Source organism: Pseudomonas sp. ADPe (assembly GCF_014843515.1).
Classification (GTDB): domain Bacteria; phylum Pseudomonadota; class Gammaproteobacteria; order Pseudomonadales; family Pseudomonadaceae; genus Pseudomonas; species Pseudomonas citronellolis.
This window is the reverse complement of sequence record NZ_CP062122.1, coordinates 4,109,327-4,126,410: the sequence shown is the minus strand read 5'-3', so window position 1 is coordinate 4,126,410 and position 17,084 is coordinate 4,109,327. Positions and strand designations below refer to the sequence as shown.

Sequence of the window (17,084 nt, the reverse complement as noted above, 5' to 3'; positions counted from 1 at the left end):
GGGAGACCTGAATCTGTTTCGTGCCCAGGGCGCTTCCTATAGTCGCGGCGCATCCCAAGCCTGATGGGCCACGACAATGAGCCAGAGAATCCCCGCGAAGATCGTCGAGATCGCCGCCCCGCAACGCTTCACCCCGCCGCCCAAGCCGCTCTCGGCGGTCACTCCGGCGGTCTACACCAAGCGCTTCAGCGGCCGCTTCCGCGACCTGCGGCGGCTCGGCGGGGCACTGCTGTTCCTGCTGTTCTTCGGCACCCTGTGGCTGCAGTGGGACGGCCGCCAGGCGGTGCTCTGGGACCTGCCCGAGCGCAAGTTCTACATCTTCGGCGCGACCTTCTGGCCGCAGGACCTGATCCTGCTCTCGGCGCTGCTGATCATCGCCGCCTTCGGCCTGTTCTTCATCACCGTGCTGGCCGGCCGCGTGTGGTGCGGCTACACCTGCCCGCAGAGCGTGTGGACCTGGATCTTCATGTGGGCCGAGCAGGTCACCGAGGGCGACCGCAACCAGCGCATGAAGCTGGACAAGGCCCCGCCCAGCGCCGCCAAGTACCTGCGCAAGGGCGCCAAGCACGGGCTCTGGCTGCTGGTCAGCCTGGCCACGGCGCTGACCTTCGTCGGCTACTTCACCCCGGTGCGGCCGCTGGTGGCGGACCTCTTCACCCTGAAGCTGGACCTGGAAAGCGCCTTCTGGGTGGCCTTCTTCGCCGCCGCCACCTACGCCAACGCCGGCTGGCTGCGCGAGCAGGTGTGCATCCACATGTGCCCCTACTCGCGCTTCCAGAGCGTGATGTTCGACAAGGACACGCTGATCATTTCCTATGATGCCGCCCGCGGCGAATCCCGTGGCGCGCGCCGGAAAGACGCCGAGCCCAAGGCCCTCGGCCTGGGCGACTGCATCGACTGCCAGCAGTGCGTGCAGGTCTGCCCCACCGGCATCGACATCCGCGACGGCCTGCAGATCGCCTGCATCGGCTGCGCCGCCTGCGTCGACGCCTGCGACTCGGTGATGGACCGCATGGGCTACGCCCGCGGCCTGGTGCGCTACACCTCCGAGCGCGCCCTGGAAGGCGGCCGCACCCACCTGCTGCGGCCGCGCCTGGTCGGCTACGCGGCGGTGCTGCTGGCCATGTTCGGCGCCTTCGCCTGGGCCCTGCAGGCGCGCCCGCTGATCGCCCTGGACGTGGCCCGCGACCGCGGCCTGTTCCGCGAGAACGCGGCCGGCGAGATCGAGAACGTCTACAACCTCAAGCTGATCAACAAGACCCAGCAGGCGCAGCGCTACCGCCTGGGCCTGGCCGAGGCCAGCGGCTACCGCCTGCAGGGCGCCCTCGACCAGCGCCTGGAGCCGGGCGAGATCCGTGACTTCGCCGTCTCGGTGGCGCGCCTCGAACTGAGCGGCAGCGGCGGCCCGGTGCCCCTGCACTTCCGCGTGAGCGCGCAGGACGGCGAGCAGGTCGAAGCGGCCAGTACCTTCGTCGCGCCGAGGCGCTGAGCGATGGCCCCGCGGCATGGCGGCGGCGCCGCGCAACGCCTAGAGTGGGAGCTCCCCAACGGCCCCCGGGACAAGATGAAGCGCTACGAGAAATTCGCCGACGAGATCGCCGAACTGATCCGCAACGGGGTGCTCGCCCCCGGGCAGAAGGTGCCCTCGGTGCGGCACGCCAGCCGCACCTACGGGGTCAGCGCCTCCACCGTGTTCCAGGCCTACTACCTGCTGGAGGACCGCGGCCTGATCGTGGCCCGCGCGCGTTCCGGCTACTTCGTCCGCGAGCACGTACGCCGCGCCCTGGCCGAACCGGAGATCGCCCGCCACGAGGCGCAGACCACCGAGGTGGACGTCAGCGAGCTGGTGTTCTCGGTGCTCAGCTCGATCAAGGACCCGGACACCGTGCCCTTCGGCTCGGCCTTCCCGGCCCCGGAGCTGTTCCCCCTGCCACGCCTGGCGCGCTCCATGGCCCACGCCGTGCGCGACATGGAGCCGCGCGCCGCGGTGGCCGACATGACCCCGGGCAGCCACGCCCTGCGCCGGCAGATCGCCCTGCGCTATATGGTCAATGGCACGCCGCTGCCGGTGGAGGAACTGGTCGTGACCAACGGCGCGCTGGAGGCGCTGAACCTGTGCCTGCAGGTGGTCACCCAGCCCGGCAACCTGGTGGCCATCGAGGCGCCAGCCTTCTACGCCACCCTGCAGGTGCTGGAGCGGCTCAAGCTCAAGGCCGTGGAAATCCCCGTGCACCCGCGCGAGGGCATCGACCTGCAGGTGCTGGCCGACAGCCTGGAGCGCCTGCCGATCAAGGCCTGCTGGTTCATGAGCAACTTCCAGAACCCGCTGGGCGCGAGCATGGGCGAGGACAGCAAGCGCGCCCTCGCCGGCCTGCTGGGCAAGCACCAGGTGCCGCTGATCGAGGACGACGTCTACGCCGAGCTGTACTTCGCCCAGCAGGCGCCCAAGCCGGTCAAGGCCTACGACGCCGAGGGCCTGGTGATGCACTGCGGCAGCTTCTCCAAGAGCCTGGCGCCGGGCTACCGCGTCGGCTGGGTGGCCGGCGGGCGCTTCCACGAGCAGATCGAGCGCCTGAAGCTGATGACCAGCCTGTCGGCCTCGGTGCCGGCCCAGGCGGCCATCGCCGACTACCTGCAGCACGGCGGCTACGACCGCCACCTGCGCAAGCTGCGCCACGCCCTGGAAAGCCAGCAGCACGCCATGCTCGCCGCGGTGGCCCGGCACTTCCCCGAAGCGACGCGGGTGACCCGCCCCAGCGGCGGCTACTTCCTCTGGCTGGAGCTGCCCGAACGGGTCGATGCGCTGAAACTGTTCCAGCTGGCCCACGCCCAGGGCATCAGCATCGCCCCCGGGCCGATCTTCTCCGCCACCCGCGGCTTCCGCCACTGCCTGCGGCTGAACTATGGCCACCCCTGGACGCCGCGCAGCGAAAAGGCCATGGAGACCCTCGGGCGGATCATCCAGTCGCTGTAGCGCTGCTCCGTACATTCGGACAGGATCTGTATCTGTGCGACAGATTGCCGCAGGCATAGGCTGTCAGACCAGACCCCGGACGAAGGACAGCGACCATGGACGCGGAAACCCTGACGATCCTGCTGACAGTGGGCACCGCCCTGGGCCTGCACCTGGGCGTGCGCTGGTACATCCGCCACGGCCTGCCCGGGCGCGGGCCGGATGATTGGATGGCGTAGGGCAAGCCCCGGCGGCGCCAAGGTTAGCCCGGGCGTCGTCCGCCCTGCCGGCGGAATCGCGGATGAATCCGCTCCTACCATATCGGTGGGCACGGTTTCTCGTAGGAGCGAGCTTGCTCCTACGAAGAGCATCCCGGCGCGGCCTGCAAGACAGTTGCTCCTGCAAGGTGCGGAGAAACGCCGTCGTAGGATGGGTTGAGCGAAGCGATACCCATCGCCACGGCTGGGAGCTGTGGGGGCTGGGTTTGAGAGCGCCCTCTCCCTAACCCTCTCCCTGAAGGGAGAGGGGACCGTTCGGTGTGCTTGGATATTTCGGCGTTAGCCGGCAGCGCCGTTGGTTTCCGGCTGAAACCACTCCTCCTCTCGGCACGGACAAGCCCCCTCTCCCTTCAGGGAGAGGGCTGGGGAGAGGGAAAGGCGCCACACCCAGCACCAGAGCATCCGGTTGGCACCGTTCGCGAGCAAGCTCGCTCCTACAAACAAGCCCCAGCCATCTGCCGTCAGTCCGGCCGATACAAATGCCCATGCCCCGCGCTATACAACGACGACTCGCCGCCCCCTCCGCCGCCAGCACCCGCCCGACCAGAATCAGCGCAGTCCGCTTGAAGCCTTTGGCCCGGGCCTTGGGCAGTATGTCGCCAAGAGTGCCGCTGACCTGGTCCTGGTCCGGCCAACTGGCGCGGTGGATCACTGCGATCGGGCAGTCCGCGCCGTAGTGCGGCAACAGCTCCGCGACGATCTTCTCCAACTGGCCCACGCCCAGGTGGATGGCCATGCTCGCCCGGTGCCGCGCCAGGTCGCCCAGGGATTCCCCCTCGGGCATCTTCGTGCGGCTGGCATAGCGGGTGAGGATCAGCGTCTGCGACACCTCCGGCAGCGTCAGCTCGCAGCCCAGCAGCGCGGCGCAGGCGGCGGTGGCGGTGACGCCGGGGACGATCTCGTAGGGAATGCCGAGCCGCCGCAGGTGCTGGATCTGCTCGCCGATGGCGCCGTACAGCGAAGGGTCGCCGGAATGCACGCGGGCCACGTCCTGGCCTTTCGCGTGGGCCTCGGCCAGCAGCGCGACTATCTGCTCCAGGTGCAGCTCGGCGGTGTTCACCACCACCTCGGCGCTGTGCCCTTCGAGCACCGCCTCGGGCACCAGCGAGCCGGCGTAGAGGATCACCGGGCAGCTGCGCAGCAGGCGCTGGCCCTTGACCGTGATGAGCTCGGGATCGCCGGGGCCGGCGCCGATGAAATAGACCGCCATGGGCGTTTCGCTTCGGATCGGAAAAGGCGCAGTCTACCCCAGCCAGCTATCCCATCAGAGCCGGCGCCATGGCCAGCGCGCAGGTTGCATTGGCGCTGCGCCGCTTGGGCACCACCAGCCGCGCCGGGCCCTCGGCCAGCGCTTCGGCCAATGCCAGGGCAGCAGCCTCAGCCACCCCAGCGCTGCCGGTGACCTGGCGAGCCCGCTCGGAAGTGGAAGTCAGGCGCTGCTCGTAAGGCGCCAGGCGCTGCGCATCCAGCAGTTCCAGGGGCAGGCGCAGTTGCCGCGACAGGTCGCGCAGGCCGCCCTCCAGGGCCTTGGCCTCGCTGCTGGCCAGGGCGCTCAGCGCCGCCTCGTCGAGGCCGGCCTCGCGCAGGCAGGCGCGCAGCAGGGCGAGCAGTTCGTCGGCGCCGCAGCCACGGCGGCACCCCAGTCCGGCAACCAGTATCACGCGGGCGATCCTTCCACGGGCTATCGCCGGGCAGCACAGCACGGCCCAGGCAGAGCGTCAACCGGCCCGGCGGCGATTGACCGCCCGCCGGGCACTGCGTAGCCTTTGCCGCTTCGAGGTTCTTCGGCCCGGCGCCGGAGCTAAGAGGGAACGTGGTCAAGGCCACGGCTGCCCCCGCAACTGTGAACGGTCCAAAACCCTTCGAATGCCACTGCCCACGGGCGGGAAGGCGAAGGCCAGGCGCAAGCCGGATCGTGAGCCAGGAGACCTGCCTCGAACCAGCATTACCACAACCGGGCGGGGTGATCCGGTGGCGGCTTCCGACGCGCGGAACCTCCGTGCGCGCGCCCCTGCCTCCCGCCATCGCAGCGCAGAGGCGACCATGCAAACCCTGGCCAAGCTCCCCGTCACCATCGTCACCGGCTTCCTCGGCGCCGGGAAGACCACCCTGCTCCGGCACATGCTCGACAACGCCGAAGGTCGCCGCATCGCGGTGATCGTCAACGAGTTCGGCGAACTGGGCATCGACGGCGAAATCCTCAAGCAATGCTCCATCGGCTGCAGCGAAGAAGAAGCCGTGGGCCGCGTCTTCGAACTGGCCAACGGCTGCCTGTGCTGCACCGTGCAGGAAGAATTCTTCCCGGTAATGCGCGAACTGGTGGCGCGTCGCGGCGAGCTGGACCAGATCCTCATCGAGACCAGCGGCCTGGCCCTGCCCAAGCCCCTGGTGCAGGCCTTCCAGTGGCCGGAAATCCGCAACGCCTGCACGGTGGATGCGGTGATCACCGTGGTCGACAGCCCGGCGGTGGCCGCCGGCACCTTCGCCGCGCATCCCGAGCAGGTGGACGAGCAGCGCAGGCAGGACCCGAACCTGGACCACGAATCGCCACTGCACGAGCTGTTCGAAGACCAACTGGCCAGCGCCGACCTGGTGGTGCTGAACAAGGCCGACCTGCTCGACGCCGACACCCTCGCGCAAGTGCGCGCGCACGTGTCCGAAGAACTGCCGCCAGCGGTGAAGATAGTCGAAGCCAGCGCCGGCCAACTGCCGCTGTCGGTGCTGCTGGGGCTCAACGCCGAGGCCGAGCTGCACATCGACAGCCGCCCCACCCACCACGACCACGAAGGCCATGAGGACCACGACCACGACGAGTTCGACTCCTTCCACGTCGACCTCCCGGAAGTGCAGGAACAGGCCCTGCTCGCCGCCCTCGGCCAACTGGTGGAGCGCCACGCGGTGCTGCGCGTCAAGGGCTTCGCGGCCATCCCCGGCAAGCCCATGCGCCTGCTGGTGCAAGGCGTGGGCAAGCGCTTCGACAAGCACTTCGACCGCAAGTGGCTGAGCGACGAAACCCGCGCCACCCGCCTGGTGGTGATCGGCCAGGAGCTGGACCAGGCCGCCATCGCCAACGAGTTGCGCACCGCACTCGCCTAACGCCCCCTGTAGGAGCGAGGGGGGCGCCTAGCCCTTGCTCGCGAACCAACCCCGCTGCGGAGCCGTTCGCGAGCAAGCTCGCTCCTACGAGAAGCCATAGACCGAGGCGACCCCATGCACCTGCTGCGCACCCAACCCGGCGGCTTCGTCCCCGACGACGGCATCGCCCACCTGGCCCAGACGCCCGCCGAGCTGGTCATCCTCTGCAGCGGCGACTCGCACCTGGCGCTGCTCGCCGAGGCCGCCCGCGCGCTGCCCGACGACTACCCGAGCCTGCGCCTGGCCAACCCCATGCAGCTGCAGAACCACGCCTCGGTGGACCTCTACGTCGACGAGGTGCTGCAGCACGCCAAGGTCATCCTGATCTCGGTGCACGGCGGCGTCGGCTACTGGCGCTACGGCATCGAGCAACTGGTGGCCCTGGCCGAGCGCGGCGCCACGCTGATTCTGGTGCCCGGCGACGACAAGCCCGACCCCGAACTCACCGCGCTGTGCAGCGTGACCCCCGAGGAGGCCGAACGCCTCTGGCAGTACCTGCGCCAGGGCGGCCTGGACAACGCCCGGCAATTCTTCGCCAACCTGGCCAGCCAGTACCTCGACCGCGCCTATCCCTGGAACGAACCGCGCACCCTGCCCCGCGTCGCCCTGCATCACCCCACCCATGCCGCAGCCGAACTCGGCCACTGGCAGGCCGAGTGGAACCCCGGCTGGCCGGTGGCGGCGCTGCTGTTCTACCGCACCCACCTGCAGGCGGCGAACACCGGCTTCATCGACACCTTCTGCGCCAGCCTGCGCGCGCAGCAGCTCAACCCGCTGCCGATCGCCGTGGCCAGCCTCAAGGAAGCGGCCTGCCTGGAGCAGGTCGAGGCGCTGCTGGACGAGGCCTGCGCCGAGCTGATCATCAACACCACCGGCTTCGCCCAGTCCAACCCCGACGCGCCCCAGGCCCGCCCGTTCCGCCGCGACGTGCCGGTGCTGCAAGCCATCTGCTCGCTGGACAACCTCGAACTGTGGCGCGCCAACGCCCAGGGCCTGGGCCCGCGCGACCTGGCCATGCACGTGGCGCTGCCGGAGCTGGACGGCCGCCTGATCACCCGCCCCGTCAGCTTCAAGGGCCTGGCCTGGCGCAGCGAGCGCAGCCAGAGCGACGTGGTCTGCTACCTGGCGCACCGCCCGGGCATGGACTTCGTCGCCGAGCTGGCGCGGCGCTGGGTGCTGCTGGCGCGCAAGGCCAACGCCGACAAGCGCGTGGCGCTGATCCTGGCCAACTACCCGACCCGCGACGGGCGCATCGGCAACGGCGTCGGCCTGGATACGCCCGCCGCGGCGCTGAACATCCTGCGCGCCATGGAAGCCTCGGGCTACCCGGTGGCCGGCCTGCCGGAGACTGGCGACGCGCTTATCCACAGCCTGCTCGGCGGGGTGAGCAACGACCTCGACAACCTCGACCTGCGCCCCTGCGCCCAGAGCCTGGCGCTGGCCGACTACCTGGCCTGCTTCGCGCGCCTGCCCGAGGCCAACCAGCGCGCCGTGCGCGAACGCTGGGGCGAGCCCGAGCAAGACCCGATGCACCGCAACGGCCGCATGATGGTCGCCGGCCTACGCCTGGGCCTGGCCTTCGTCGGCATCCAGCCGGCGCGCGGCTACCAGCTCGATGCGGCGGCCATCTACCACGACCCGGCGCTGGTCCCGCCGCACGGCTACCTGGCCTTCTACTTCTGGCTGCGCGAGGCCTTCGGCGCCGACGCGCTGATCCATGTCGGCAAGCACGGCAACCTCGAATGGCTGCCGGGCAAGGGCGTGGGCCTGTCCGAGGAATGCTGGCCGGACGCGATCCTCGGCCCGCTGCCGAACCTCTACCCGTTCATCGTCAACGACCCCGGCGAAGGCGCCCAGGCCAAGCGCCGCAGCCAGGCGCTGATCATCGACCACCTGATGCCGCCGCTGACCCGCGCCGAGAACTACGGCCCGCTGCGCGACCTGGAGCGCCTGGCCGACGAGTACTACGACGCCTCGCTGCTGGACCCGCGCCGCGCCGTGCAGCTGCGCGGGGAAATCCTCGACGCGGTGCGCGCCGCCGCCCTGGACCGCGAGCTGGGCCTGCAACTCAACGACGACGAAGACAGCTGGCTGCCGCAGCTGGACGCCTACCTCTGCGACCTCAAGGAATCGCAGATCCGCGACGGCTTGCACGTGTTCGGCGAATCGCCGGTGGGCCAACTGCGCCGCGACACCCTGCTGTCGCTGGTGCGCATCCCCCGGGGCGACGGACGCGGCGGCAACGCCAGCCTGCTGCGCGCCCTGGCGGCGGACCTGCGACTGGGCCGCGACCCGCTGGACAGCAACTTCGCCGAACCCTGGGACGGCCCGCGCCCCGAGGTGCTGCAGGCCGTCAGCGACGAACCCTGGCGCAGCAACGGCGACACCCGCGAGCGCCTGGAACTGCTGGCTCTGCAGTTGATCGAGCACGACCTTGACGGCCCCGGCGAAGCCAGCGCGCTGGTCCTCCGGCAACTGCGGGAAAACGTGGCGCCCTTGCTGGATGCCTGCGGCGCCAACGAGATCGGCCAACTGCTCGCCGGGCTGAACGGCCGCTTCGTCCCCGCCGGCCCCAGCGGCGCGCCCAGCCGCGGGCGCCTGGACGTGCTGCCGACTGGACGCAACTTCTTCACCGTGGACGTGCGCAACCTGCCCACGCCCACCGCCTACCGCCTCGGCTTCCAATCCGCCAGCCGCCTGCTGGAGCGCCACCTCCAGGACCACGGCGACCACCTGCGCCAGCTCGGCCTTTCGGTGTGGGGCACGGCGACCATGCGCAGCGGCGGCGACGACATCGCCCAGGCCCTGGCGCTGCTCGGCGTGCGCCCGGTGTGGCAGGCCGGCAGCCAGCGCGTGGAAGACTTCGAGATACTGCCGCTGAGCCTGCTCGACCGCCCGCGGGTGGACGTGACCCTGCGCGTCTCCGGGTTCTTCCGCGACGCCTTCGCCAACCTCATCCGCCTGTTCGACGCCGCGGTGCAGGCGGTGGCCGCGTTGGACGAGCCGGAAGACATGAACCCCCTGGCCGCCCGCGTGCGCGCCGAAAGCACCCAACTGCAAGCCAGCGGCGTGGCCGAGGAAGAAGCCCGGCGCCAGGCCGGCTGGCGCATCTTCGGCGCCCAGCCCGGCGCCTACGGCGCGGGCGTGCAAGGGGTGATCGAGGAACGCAGCTGGGAGAACCGCGCCGACCTCGCCGCGGCCTACCTCAACTGGGGCGGCTACGCCTACGGCGCCGGCGACGACGGCACCCCGGCCCGCGAGCGCTTCGCCCAGCGCCTGGACGGCCTGCAGGCGGTGCTGCACAACCAGGACAACCGCGAGCACGACATCCTCGACTCCAACGACTACTACCAGTTCCAGGGCGGCATGCTCGCCGCCGCCGAGGTCATCCAGGACCGCCGCGTGGCCAGCTACCACGGCGACCACAGCCAGCCGGACAACCCGCGCATCCGCACGCTGAAGGAAGAACTCGGCCGCGTGCTGCGCGCCCGCGCGGTGAACCCGAAATGGATCGCCGGGATGAAACGCCACGGCTACAAGGGCGCCTTCGAAATGGCCGCCACGGTGGACTACCTGTTCGCCTTCGACGCCACCAGCGAGCTGGTGGAAGACCACCAGTACCAGCTACTGGCCGACGCCTACCTGCTGGACGAAGACACCCGCGAATTCATCCAGCGCCACAACCCCGAAGCCCTGCGCGACATGGCCGAACGCCTGCTGGAGGCGCAGCAGCGCGGGCTTTGGCAGGAGCCTGGGGAGTATCGCGAGGCGTTGGAGAACATTCTGGTGGATAGCGAGGAGCAGTGAGGCGCGTGCTGGCTCTTCGTAGGAGCGAGCTTGCTCGCGAACAGGGGCTCGCCGGCGACTCCAGTGTTTTCGGCTGAGTCCGCCCCTCTCCCCAGCCCTCTCCCTGAAGGGAGAGGGGGCTAGTCCGTGCCGAGAGGAGGAGTGGTTTCTGCCGGAAACCTTCGGCGCTGCCGGCTAACTCCGAAATACCCGAGCACACCGAACGGTCCCCTCTCCCTTCAGGGAGAGGGTTAGGGAGAGGGCGCTCTCATACCTGGCACCGACACGACCGGGAGACTCCCTTCGCGAGCAAGCTCGCTCCTACAGGCATCCAGTAACGTAGGGCGTATAACCGTTCGCGGTTATACGCCGATACACCCACCTCATGCCCGGCCTCCCGGTCGACCCCGAAGCGCCCCCCAAACAGCGGCTCCGTAACAACCCCCGGAGCACACGGAAACATCGGATAAACGGCGTATAACGCGGAGCCCATTACCCCCGCCGCAACCGCCCCGCCGCATCCAGCAACAACGCCTCGGTCCCGCTCCACCCCAGACAGCCATCGGTAATGGAAACCCCATAACGCAGCTCCCCCTTCAGCGGCTGGCAGCCGTCGAACAGGTGGCTCTCCAGCATCACCCCGCGCAGCGAGGCGTCGCCGCCCAGGCGCTGGTCGAGCACGCTGGCCAGCACCGCCGGCTGGCGCAGCGGGTCCTTGGCGCTGTTGGCGTGGCTGCAGTCGACCATGATCCGCGCCGGGATGCCCTGCTTCTCCAGCCCCTCGCGGGCCGCGCGCACGCTGGCCACGTCGTAGTTCGGCCCGCCGTGGCCGCCGCGCAGCACCAGGTGGGTGTCCGGGTTGCCGAGGGTCTGCACCAGCGCCGGGCGGCCCAGGCCGTCGATGCCGAAGTGCTGGTGCGGGTGCGCCGCCGAGCGCATGGCGTCGCAGGCAATGCCGAGGCTGCCGTCGGTGCCGTTCTTGAAGCCCACCGGCAGGTCCAGGCCACTGACCATCTCGCGGTGCACCTGGGATTCGCTGGTGCGCGCGCCGATGGCGGCCCAGCCCAACAGGTCGTCGAGGTAGCCGGCCACCAGCGGTTGCAGCAGCTCGGTGGCCACCGGCAGGCCGCGTTCGAGCATGTCCAGCATCAGCCGGCGCGACAGCGCCAGACCCTCGGCCATGTCGCCGCTGCCGTCCAGGCGCGGGTCGTACACCAGGCCCTTCCAGCCGACGGTGGTGCGCGGCTTCTCGACGTAGGCGCGCATCACCAGCAGCAACTGGTCGCTCACTTCGGGGGCCAGGGCGGCGAGGCGTTCGGCGTAGTCGAGGGCGGAATCGGCGTCGTGCAGGGAACAGGGGCCGACCACCACCAGCAGGCGCGGGTCGCGGCCGTCGAGGATGGCGCGGATGGCCTGGCGGTCGTGCTGTACGCGTTCGGCCAGGGCGGCGGAAAGCGGCAGGCGCTGGCGCAGTTCGGCGGGGCTTGGCAGCGGCTGTTCGCGGCGGCGGGCGGAGGGGCGCGGCAGTTCGAGGACTTCGGCGGACTGCGGCAGGTCGTTGCGGATCAGGGCGGAAACGGAGGAATTCATGGACTGGCATCCTTGGCCGGCGCGGTCGTGGCCGCGCGCGGCGCTATCTGAGTGTTCGACTGAGTAGTTCGGGTGTGGCAGCGGTACGGCTGCTAAATCGCCAGTCGGAGGTGCGGTAATAGCGGTAGGTGGTGTAGGCGGTCATGTTTCGATCCTTTGGTTGAAGTGCGTTGGCCTTGTGGGCCGGAAAAACAAAAACCCCGGTCGGGTTGCCGACCGGGGTTTGCTGAAACTGTCTGGTTGGCGACCCTGCTTGCTAGGGCGCCTGTGGGGTATCAGGCGCGCCTGTGGCTAAACCAATACCCATAGAAGAAATAACCGGCGGCAGCGGCCAGCACCTGTGCGCGAACGACCGCGGAGCCGAGGGCACCGGGGCGGGCGAGGGACTGGATGGACAGGCTGGACGGCATGGTTATCTCCACAAGATGCCGGCCAAGCTACCGCATCGGCGCGGGGCTTTCAATCATCCTTTCCTATCGCCTTCATCGACGGCGCCTCGCCCGGCCGCGCCGGCTTCGCTACCATTCGCCTTCCATGCACGCCCAAGCTCGCCGCAGGTAACGCCCATGCAACCGCACTTCCCCCTCGCCGCCGTGGTCGCCGCCGACGACCTGAAACTGGCGCTGTGCCTGGCCGCCATCGACCCGGCCATCGGCGGGGTGCTGATCGAGGGCCCTCGCGGCATGGCCAAGTCGACCCTGGCCCGCGGCGTGGCCGACCTGCTCGACGGCGGGCGCTTCGTCACCCTGCCCCTGGGCGCCAGCGAGGAACGCATCGTCGGCACCCTGGACCTGGACGCCGCCCTGGGCGAGGGTCGCGCGCGCTTCTCCCCGGGCATCCTGGCCAATGCCGACGGCGGCGTGCTCTACGTCGACGAGGTGAACCTGCTGCCCGACCACCTGGTGGACCTGCTGCTGGACGTGGCCGCCAGCGGCGTCAACCATGTCGAGCGCGACGGCCTGTCCCACAGCCACCCGGCGCGCTTCGTGCTGATCGGCACCATGAACCCCGAGGAAGGCGAACTGCGCCCGCAGTTGCTGGACCGCTTCGGCCTCAAGGTCGAGCTGGGCGGCACGCCGCCGCCGGCCGAGCGCGCCGAGATCGTCCGCCGCCGCCTGGCCTTCGACGCCGACCCACAGGCCTTCCTCGGCCACTGGCAGGCCGAGCAGGACGCCCTGCGCCAACGCTGCGCCCAGGCCCGCCAGCGTCTTCCCGGCATCCCCCTGGACGATGCCGCGCTGCAGGCCATCGCCGAGCGCTGCTACGCCGCCGGGGTGGACGGCCTGCGCGCCGACCTGGTCTGGCTGCGCGGCGCCCGCGCCCATGCCGCCTGGCGCGGCGCCGAGCGCATCGAGAAGGAAGATATCGACGCCCTGGAGCCCTTCGCCCTCGCCCACCGCCGCCGTCATGCGCCGCCAGCACCGGCGCAGCCGCAGGCACCCCAGGCCCCGGCCGCCAACCAGCCCGAACAAGGCGCGCAAAACGAAGGCCAGTGGGGCGAACTGCCGCCCCGCGCCGTGCCCGCCGGCGCCGCCCGCGAACTGCCGCGCTGGCCAAAAAAGCCCTGAGCATCCGCCCGCGCCCGGCCCCAGGCGCGGATGCCAGCCCCACACCCGGCCAACTCGCCGGCGGCCGCAGCGGCGCCCGCCGGCACGGCGCGCAGTCGCGCGTCGATTGGCCAGCCAGCTTCCTGCGCGGGCGCCCGAAGAAGCGTGACGAACTGGTGCTGCGCGCCCGCAGCGCCAAGCCCCGCGAACTCTGGCTGGTGATCGTCGACGCCTCGGCCAGCACCCGCCGGCACGGCGCCCTGGGCCAGGCCAAGGGCCTGCTGGCGGAAGTCTTCGAGCAGGCCTACCGGCAACGCGCGCGCCTGGCCGTGCTGCACGCCGCGGGGCGGCAGCCGCGCTGGTTGTGGCAGGGGCAGAAGGCTTCGGCGCAGCTGCGCGACTGGCTGCATGAACTGGGCGCCGGCGGCGGCACGCCGCTGCCCGAGGCGCTGGCCCAGGCCGCCGACTGGCTGCAGCAGCGCCAGCGCCACAAGCCCGGCGAACGCCAGCGCCTGCTGATCGTCACCGACGGCCGCCTGAGCGACTGCCCGCCCCTGGCGCCGCTGCCCTGCGCCAGCCTGCTGGTGGATATCGAGAGCGGCCCGGTGCGCCTGGGCCGCGCCCGCCAGTTGGCCGCGAACCTCGGCGCCGAATACTGCGCCATCGGCGACCTGCCCCTGCACTGAAGCAGGCTCAGGGCAGGCCGTTGCAACCGTGCTCGCAGAACCCCGGACGCTGGCCCAACCGCTGGTAATAGGCGGCCACGGCAGGCAGTTCGGGGCGCTGCATCGGCGTCATGAACCAGCGCTGCACCGACAGGCCGACGGCGACGTCGGCCAGGCTGAAACGCTCGCCGGCGACATGGGCGCCGGTGCGCTCCAGCTGGCGGTCGAGCAGCGCCATCAGCCGGCCCCATTCCCGCTCGCTCGCCGCGATGGCAGCAGCATCGGCATGGGCCGGGCTGTTGCGCACCCGCGCCATGAACACGTAGCGCCAGGCGTTGTTCAGCTCGGTGGCCTGCCAGCCCATCCACTGCTCCACCAGCGCCCGCTCGCGAGGCGCGGACGGCAGCAGCTCGTCGCGCGGGTACTGGCTGGCGAGGTAACTGCAAATGGCATTGCTCTCCCAGAGCACGAAATCGCCGTCCACCAGCACCGGCACCAGCGCATTGGGATTGAGCGCGAGGAATTCCTCCGAGTCGGTGGCGCGGAAACCGCTGCCCCAGTCTTCCCTGGCGTAGGGAAGCTGCAGCTCGGCGCAGGTCCACAGTACCTTGCGCACGTTGATCGATGAGGCCTTGCCGAGGATTCGCAGCATCTGCCGGCTCCTTGCCGAAAAGGGCAGCTTAGAGCGTCGGCGGGCGGTTCGCGAGCAAGCCCTGCACCCTCCACCCCCGTAGGATGGGTTGAGCGAAGCGATACCCATCACCATGGCAGCATGGGTTTCGCAGGCTCAACCCATCCTACGAAAGCGCCCCGGCGCGATGGGCAAGACAATTGCTCCCATAGGCGGCGCACATACGCTCTTCGTAGGAGCGAGGGGGACGCCTAGTTCTTGCTCGCGAACCCGGCCCTACAGAAGCGCCTCCAACGCCATCCACAACGCCTCGACGCTGTCGAACCGCCGATCCACCTCGGGCAACTCCGGCCGCGCCAGGATCAGCACCGGCACGCCCCGCTCGCGCGCCACCTGCAGCTTCGGCTCGGTGGCCTGGCTGCCGCTGTTCTTGCTCACCAGCACGTCGGTGCCCAGGCGCGCGAACAGCTCGCGCTCGCCCTCCAGGCTGAAGGGCCCGCGCGCGCCCAGCACTTCGGCGCGCGCATTGCCCGGCAGGCTCTGCAAACAGCGCACGGTCCAGAACTGATGTTCGGGAATTTCGCCGAGGTGCTCCAGCGGCTCGCGCCCCAGGGTGAACAGCGGCCGGCGGAACGGCGCCAGGGCGGCGATCAACTGCGCCCAGCCTTCCACTTCGCGCCAGTCGTCACCGGGCCCGGGCTGCCAGCCGGGGCGACGCAGCGCCCAGCAGGGCACGCCGGCCAGCTGCGCGGCGCGGGCGGCGTTGCGGCTGATCTGCGCGGCATAGGGATGGGTGGCGTCGAGCAGCAGATCGTAGCCCTGCCCGGCGATGAAATCCGCCAGGCCCTCTGCCCCACCATAGCCGCCGACACGCACCTGGCAGGCCAGGTCGTCCGGCACCTTGCCCAGGCCGGCCAGGCTGTACAGGTGACCGGGACCGAGGCGGCGGGCGATGGCCAGGGCCTCGCCGATGCCGCCCAGCAGCAGGATGCGTTTGCCGCTCACGGCTTACGCACCGCCAGCAGGGTGATCGGCAGGGCCGCGCGCCAAGTGTCGAAGCCGCCCAGGGGCTGCGCCTGGGCCACCTGCAGGCGCACCAGCTCGCCGCCGTGACGTTCGCGCCAGCCGACCAGGGCCGCCTCGCTCTGCAGGGTCACCGCGTTGGCCAGCAGCCGGCCGCCGGGCTTGAGGCAATCCCAGCAATACTCCAGCACGCCCGGCACGGTGACACCGCCGCCGATGAAGATGGCGTCCGGCGCCTCCAGGCCTTCCAGGGCTTCCGGTGCGCGCCCGGCCACCAGTTGCAGGCCGGGTACGCCGAGGGCGTCGCGGTTGTGGGCGATGTGTCCGAGGCGGCTTTCCTCGGCCTCGATGGCGAAGGCCCGGCAACTGGGGTGCGCGCGCATCCACTCGATGCCGATGGAGCCGCAGCCGGCGCCGACGTCCCAGAGCAGTTCGCCCGGCTCCGGGGCCAGGCGCGCGAGGGTCACCGCGCGCACGTCGCGCTTGGTCAGTTGGCCGTCGTGGCGGTAGGCGTCGTCGGGCAGGCCGGGGGTCAGCGCCAGGCGCCGGGCGTCGGCTCCGGCCACGCAGTCGATGGCCAGCACATTGAGCGCGGCGGCCTCGTCCAGCGACCAGTCGGCGGCCAGGCCGTCGATGCGCCGCTCGCGCTCGCCGCCCAGGTGTTCCAGCACGCTCAGCCGGCTCGGCGCGAAGCCGCGCTCGCGCAACAACGCGGCCACCGCTGCCGGGCTGCGGCCATCGGCGCACAGCACCAGCAGGCGGCGCCCCGGATGCAGGCGCGCGTTCAGCGCCGCCAGCGGGCGGCCCACCAGCGACAGCAGCTCCACGTCCTGCAGCGCCCAACCCAGCCGCGCCGCCGCCAGGCTCACCGAGGACGGCGCCGGCAGCACGCGCATTTCCGCCGCCGGCAGCTGCCGCGCCAGGCTCGCGCCCACGCCGAAGAACAGCGGATCGCCGCTGGCCAGCACGCAGGTCGGAGTACCGCGCCGCGCCAGCAGCGGCGCCATGTCGAAGGGACTCGGCCAGCGCCTGCGCTGCGCGCCGATGCACGGCGGCAGCAGGGCCAGCTGGCGCTCGCCGCCGAACACGTCGCTGGCCGCCAGCAGGGCGCGGCGGGCGGTCTTGCCGAGGCCGGCATAGCCGTCCTCGCCGATGCCGACGATGGTCAGCCAGGGCGTCATGGGGGTTCCTCTGCGTTGCGACACTGCGCCGCCGGCGTTCCGACGGGCAGGGTTTTCAAGGGGTCGGCCAAAGCGGGCATAATACAACCTTCGTCGGTGCCCATCAGGGCCGAAGAGGGAACGCGCAGGAGCCATCCAAGCGCGGCTGCCCCCGCAACTGTAAGCAGCGAGTCCACGCGTCATTGGCCACTGGGAGACCGGGAAGGCCGCGTCGGGCGAAGACCTGCCAGCCAGGAGACCTGCCGACGGGACCAGTCGCGCGTGCAAGCATCGAGCGGGGTGTATCGATGTTGTA

The 17,084-nt window shown here is 70.6% G+C and carries 13 protein-coding genes, 1 pseudogene and 2 riboswitches; of the genes and pseudogenes, 7 read left to right on the top strand and 7 right to left on the bottom strand.

Translation table 11 applies throughout. The annotated features are described in order from the left end of the window. Positions 1–76: 76 nt before the first annotated feature. The 3 genes from ccoG to IG194_RS33070 all read left to right on the top strand — a co-directional run bounded on the left by ccoG (position 77) and on the right by IG194_RS33070 (position 3,192). Positions 77–1,489 carry a cytochrome c oxidase accessory protein CcoG gene (gene ccoG / locus IG194_RS18690; RefSeq protein ID WP_058488442.1) on the top strand — a complete coding sequence of 471 codons (1,413 nt, stop codon included), beginning with the start codon at positions 77–79 and terminating at the stop codon, positions 1,487–1,489. A gap of 75 nt (positions 1,490–1,564) precedes the next feature. Further along, positions 1,565–2,974 carry a GntR family transcriptional regulator MpaR gene (gene mapR / locus IG194_RS18685; RefSeq protein WP_058488441.1) on the top strand — a complete coding sequence of 470 codons (1,410 nt, stop codon included), beginning with the start codon at positions 1,565–1,567 and terminating at the stop codon, positions 2,972–2,974. A gap of 95 nt (positions 2,975–3,069) precedes the next feature. Further along, positions 3,070–3,192 carry a hypothetical protein gene (locus IG194_RS33070; RefSeq protein ID WP_009617223.1) on the top strand — a complete coding sequence of 41 codons (123 nt, stop codon included), beginning with the start codon at positions 3,070–3,072 and terminating at the stop codon, positions 3,190–3,192. Positions 3,193–3,692: 500 nt separating this feature from the next. Here IG194_RS33070 and cobM read toward each other — a convergent pair. Both cobM and IG194_RS18675 read right to left on the bottom strand, forming a co-directional pair. Continuing rightward, positions 3,693–4,441: pseudogene (gene cobM / locus IG194_RS18680) on the bottom strand (precorrin-4 C(11)-methyltransferase). 46 nt (positions 4,442–4,487) lie between these two features. Continuing rightward, positions 4,488–4,892: a cobalamin biosynthesis protein gene (locus tag IG194_RS18675; protein WP_058071829.1), complete on the bottom strand. Its 405-nt coding sequence runs from the start codon at positions 4,890–4,892 to the stop codon at positions 4,488–4,490. Positions 4,893–4,991: 99 nt separating this feature from the next. Then, positions 4,992–5,183: riboswitch (cobalamin riboswitch) on the top strand. 91 nt (positions 5,184–5,274) lie between these two features. On the opposite strand from IG194_RS18675, the gene cobW reads away from it, so the two are divergent. After that, positions 5,275–6,327, top strand: coding sequence for a cobalamin biosynthesis protein CobW (cobW, locus tag IG194_RS18670; protein WP_058488439.1), 1,053 nt, complete (start codon positions 5,275–5,277; stop codon positions 6,325–6,327). Positions 6,328–6,441: 114 nt separating this feature from the next. Next, positions 6,442–10,173: a cobaltochelatase subunit CobN gene (gene cobN / locus IG194_RS18665; protein ID WP_058488438.1), complete on the top strand. Its 3,732-nt coding sequence runs from the start codon at positions 6,442–6,444 to the stop codon at positions 10,171–10,173. 471 nt (positions 10,174–10,644) lie between these two features. Here the strand turns inward: cobN and IG194_RS18660 are convergent, their stop codons facing one another. Both IG194_RS18660 and IG194_RS33065 read right to left on the bottom strand, forming a co-directional pair. Continuing rightward, positions 10,645–11,742 (bottom strand): 3-deoxy-7-phosphoheptulonate synthase, encoded by a 1,098-nt coding sequence (locus IG194_RS18660; RefSeq protein ID WP_058488437.1) that lies wholly within the window; start codon positions 11,740–11,742, stop codon positions 10,645–10,647. 275 nt (positions 11,743–12,017) lie between these two features. Then, a complete protein-coding gene (locus IG194_RS33065; protein ID WP_009617212.1) occupies positions 12,018–12,152 on the bottom strand; it encodes a hypothetical protein in 135 nt (44 codons plus the stop codon). Positions 12,153–12,308: 156 nt separating this feature from the next. On the opposite strand from IG194_RS33065, the gene IG194_RS18655 reads away from it, so the two are divergent. Continuing rightward, positions 12,309–13,310 (top strand): ATP-binding protein, encoded by a 1,002-nt coding sequence (locus IG194_RS18655; protein ID WP_058488436.1) that lies wholly within the window; start codon positions 12,309–12,311, stop codon positions 13,308–13,310. After that, entirely contained in the window at positions 13,292–13,975 is a 684-nt protein-coding gene (locus IG194_RS18650; RefSeq protein ID WP_225617231.1) for a vWA domain-containing protein, read from the top strand. Before IG194_RS18655 ends, IG194_RS18650 begins: the two co-directional genes overlap by 19 nt. Before the next feature lie 7 nt (positions 13,976–13,982). Here IG194_RS18650 and IG194_RS18645 read toward each other — a convergent pair whose 3' ends face one another. The 3 genes from IG194_RS18645 to IG194_RS18635 all read right to left on the bottom strand — a co-directional run bounded on the left by IG194_RS18645 (position 13,983) and on the right by IG194_RS18635 (position 16,789). Continuing rightward, positions 13,983–14,606 (bottom strand): glutathione S-transferase family protein, encoded by a 624-nt coding sequence (locus tag IG194_RS18645; RefSeq protein ID WP_058488435.1) that lies wholly within the window; start codon positions 14,604–14,606, stop codon positions 13,983–13,985. Between the two features lie 255 nt (positions 14,607–14,861). After that, positions 14,862–15,590 carry a cobalt-precorrin-6A reductase gene (locus tag IG194_RS18640; protein WP_058488434.1) on the bottom strand — a complete coding sequence of 243 codons (729 nt, stop codon included), beginning with the start codon at positions 15,588–15,590 and terminating at the stop codon, positions 14,862–14,864. Continuing rightward, positions 15,587–16,789 carry a bifunctional cobalt-precorrin-7 (C(5))-methyltransferase/cobalt-precorrin-6B (C(15))-methyltransferase gene (locus IG194_RS18635; RefSeq protein ID WP_058488433.1) on the bottom strand — a complete coding sequence of 401 codons (1,203 nt, stop codon included), beginning with the start codon at positions 16,787–16,789 and terminating at the stop codon, positions 15,587–15,589. Before IG194_RS18635 ends, IG194_RS18640 begins: the two co-directional genes overlap by 4 nt. 77 nt (positions 16,790–16,866) lie before the next feature. Beyond that, a riboswitch (cobalamin riboswitch) is annotated at positions 16,867–17,051 on the top strand. Positions 17,052–17,084: the final 33 nt, after the last annotated feature.

Bases quoted from the DNA above. Each gene is read 5' to 3' on its own strand.
- ccoG (WP_058488442.1), top strand. From the start codon at position 77: ATGAGCCAGAGAATCCCCGCGAAGATCGTCGAGATCGCCGCCCCGCAA.
- mapR (WP_058488441.1), top strand. From the start codon at position 1,565: ATGAAGCGCTACGAGAAATTCGCCGACGAGATCGCCGAACTGATCCGC.
- IG194_RS33070 (WP_009617223.1), top strand. From the start codon at position 3,070: ATGGACGCGGAAACCCTGACGATCCTGCTGACAGTGGGCACCGCCCTG.
- cobW (WP_058488439.1), top strand. From the start codon at position 5,275: ATGCAAACCCTGGCCAAGCTCCCCGTCACCATCGTCACCGGCTTCCTC.
- cobN (WP_058488438.1), top strand. From the start codon at position 6,442: ATGCACCTGCTGCGCACCCAACCCGGCGGCTTCGTCCCCGACGACGGC.
- IG194_RS18660 (WP_058488437.1), bottom strand. From the start codon at position 11,742: ATGAATTCCTCCGTTTCCGCCCTGATCCGCAACGACCTGCCGCAGTCC.
- IG194_RS33065 (WP_009617212.1), bottom strand. From the start codon at position 12,152: ATGCCGTCCAGCCTGTCCATCCAGTCCCTCGCCCGCCCCGGTGCCCTC.
- IG194_RS18655 (WP_058488436.1), top strand. From the start codon at position 12,309: ATGCAACCGCACTTCCCCCTCGCCGCCGTGGTCGCCGCCGACGACCTG.
- IG194_RS18645 (WP_058488435.1), bottom strand. From the start codon at position 14,606: ATGCTGCGAATCCTCGGCAAGGCCTCATCGATCAACGTGCGCAAGGTA.
- IG194_RS18635 (WP_058488433.1), bottom strand. From the start codon at position 16,789: ATGACGCCCTGGCTGACCATCGTCGGCATCGGCGAGGACGGCTATGCC.